3 protein-coding genes are annotated in these 2,361 nt (G+C 65.0%); all 3 read right to left on the bottom strand.

Annotation, left to right across the window (positions count from 1 at the left end; translation table 11 throughout):
• Nucleotides 1-15 precede the first annotated feature (15 nt).
• Entirely contained in the window at nt 16-1,527 is a 1,512-nt protein-coding gene (locus N878_RS17895; RefSeq protein WP_021444953.1) for an IS66 family transposase, read from the bottom strand.
• Between the two features lie 63 nt (nt 1,528-1,590).
• On the bottom strand, nt 1,591-1,926 hold the full coding sequence (tnpB, locus tag N878_RS17890; protein ID WP_003241496.1) for an IS66 family insertion sequence element accessory protein TnpB: 336 nt from the start codon (nt 1,924-1,926) through the stop codon (nt 1,591-1,593).
• Complete coding sequence (locus N878_RS28470; protein WP_031303426.1) at nt 1,923-2,258, bottom strand: transposase; 336 nt, start codon at nt 2,256-2,258, stop codon at nt 1,923-1,925. The genes tnpB and N878_RS28470 overlap by 4 nt, the downstream gene beginning before the upstream one ends.
• Nucleotides 2,259-2,361: the final 103 nt, after the last annotated feature.

The following is a 2,361-nucleotide window of genomic DNA, read 5'->3' as shown; positions in this document are numbered from 1 at the left end:
GTACGCGAACGGGCATCACACCTTGCCGGCGGGTACCCAGTTATGCGGCAGCAGCTCGGCCAGGGCGCTGGCCTTCTGCGTCGGCAGGCGTGTGAGCACGTCCTTCAGGTAGGCGTACGGATCGTGTCCGTTCAGGCGGGCTGACTGGATCAGCGTCATTAAGGCCGCGCCACGCTGGCCACTGCGTAGCGAGCCGGCAAACAGCCAGTTGGAGCGCCCCAGGGCCCAGGGGCGGATCTGGTTCTCGATCCAGTTATTGTCGATGGGCAGGTTGCCGTCATCCAGGTAGCGCACCAGTGCTGCCCAGCGCTTGAGGCTGTAGTCGAGTGCCTTGGCGATCGCGCTGCCTTCCGGCACCTTCTGCCGCTGCCCAAGCATCCAGCTATGCAGGCCATCGATGATCGGCCTGGCTTTGCCCTGGCGTAGTTGCCGTCGCTGTTCGGTGAGCAGCTCTCGCCCTTCGCGCTCCACCTCGTACAGCTGACCGATGTACTGGAGGGCCTGCTCGGCCAGTTGGCTTTGGTTGGCGGCATGCAGGTCGAAGAACTTGCGCCGGGCATGGGCCATGCAGCCGATCTCGGTCACGCCTTGCTCGAAGCTGGCCTTGTAGCCGGCGAAGTCGTCGCAGACCAGCTGGCCTTGCCAGTCGCCCAGGAAGCTGCGCGCGTGCTCGCCGGCCCGGCTCGGCCTGAAGTCGTAGACCACGGCCTTGAGGTCGGCGAAGGGGCTGGGTGCATAGGCCCAGACGTAAGCCCGCTGGGTCTTCTTTGTGCCCGGGGCGAGCATCTGCACCGGGGTTTCGTCGGCGAGGATGACGTCCTGCTGGAGCAGGCAGTCGCGCAGGGCATCGACCAGGGGTTGCAGCTGGACGCCGCAAGCGCCTACCCATTGCGCCAGCGTGGAACGCGCGATGGCCAGCCCGGCGCGGGCGAAGATCTTTTCCTGGCGGTACAGCGGCAGGTGATCGGCGAACTTGGCCACCATGACCTGAGCCAGTAACCCCGCAGTCGGGATGCCCTTGTCGATCACCTGCGCAGGCACTGGGGCCTGGATCAACGTTTCACACGCGGCGCAGACCCACTTGCCACGGATATGCCGCTCGACGGTGAAGGTGCCCGGGATGTAGTCGAGTTTCTCGCTGACGTCTTCGCCGATGCGCTTGAGCTGGCAACCACAGGCACACTGGGTGCTGTCCGGCTCGTGAAGGATCAGCGTGCGCGGCAGTTCGGCCGGCAGCGGCGCTCGCTTGGGCTGCTGCCGTAGCTCGCGCTTGGCGGGCTCTGGTCGGGCCGCCTCAAGCGCTGCCTCGATGGCGGCGATGTCGGCATCGATCATCTCGTCGAGCAGGTTGAGCTGCTCGGCATTGAGCTGCTCGCTGCGGCGGGCGAAGCGGTGGCGCCGCAGCACGGCGAGTTCGTGATTCAACCGCTGGTTGAGCGTTTCCAGGTGATCGACGCGCTGGCTCAGCTGCGCAGCCAGTTGGCGCAGTTGCTCGGGCGTCAGATGATCGAAAGCTGCAGGATTCATGGCGCCGAGTGTGAGGATTTCTGGCCCCCTCGGCGATAGGCCATTGGCCTAATTGCACCTCGGCTACAGGAGCCTGATCTCGGCATCAGGCCCAAGACGCTGCCAGGGCAGGCCGACCACCAGGGCCTGCAACTGCTCGGGGCTGAGTTCCAACTGCTGTCCCTGCCAGTTGCCCGACCAGACGAAGCGCCCTCGATTGAGCCTGCGAGCGGCCAGCCAGATGCCGAAACCATCGTGCACCAACACCTTCATCCGGTTGGCGCGCTTGTTGGTGAACAGGTAGGCACAGTGCGGCTGCGCCGCACCGAATACCTGCACCACTCGGGCCAACGCTGTTTCGGTGCCGGCGCGCATGTCCAGCGGCTCGGTGGCAAGCCAGATGCGCTCGATGCGGATCACTTCAGCAGCTCGCGCAAGAAGCGGGCGCAGCCTTCAGGGTCGTTGCCCGGCCACTGCACCGACAGCTTGCCGGCCCGATGGGGAATGGCGATCTGGATGGCCATTTCTGCCGCACTCGGGGTAGTCGGCAGGCTCGGAACGAGAGGAATCGGAATAAAACTGGAGGGTGAAGCGGACAGCTGTGCCTGCTGGCGACCAATCCACTTGTGCACGAGATTGGCGTTGAGGCCGTGGCTCAACGCCACGCCGGCAACCGAGGCGCCGGGCTGGGAACACTCATCGACGACCTGGGCCTTGAAGGATTTGGGATAGGAGCGGCGTTGGCCTAGCACGGGAGATCCTCCGCAAGGGGCTTGAAATGGTGTCCACCAAAAACAGGTGGACACCATGCCGCTAGCTGGAGGGATCAGGGAGGTGTGTTGGCCAGACGCTTAC

This window comes from Pseudomonas sp. EGD-AK9, from assembly GCF_000465935.2.
GTDB lineage: Bacteria > Pseudomonadota > Gammaproteobacteria > Pseudomonadales > Pseudomonadaceae > Aquipseudomonas.
This window is presented reverse-complemented; position numbering and strand designations above follow the sequence as displayed.

Excerpts from the sequence above, each read along its gene's own strand:
- N878_RS17895 (WP_021444953.1), bottom strand. The coding sequence starts at position 1,527 with ATGAATCCTGCAGCTTTCGATCATCTGACGCCCGAGCAACTGCGCCAA.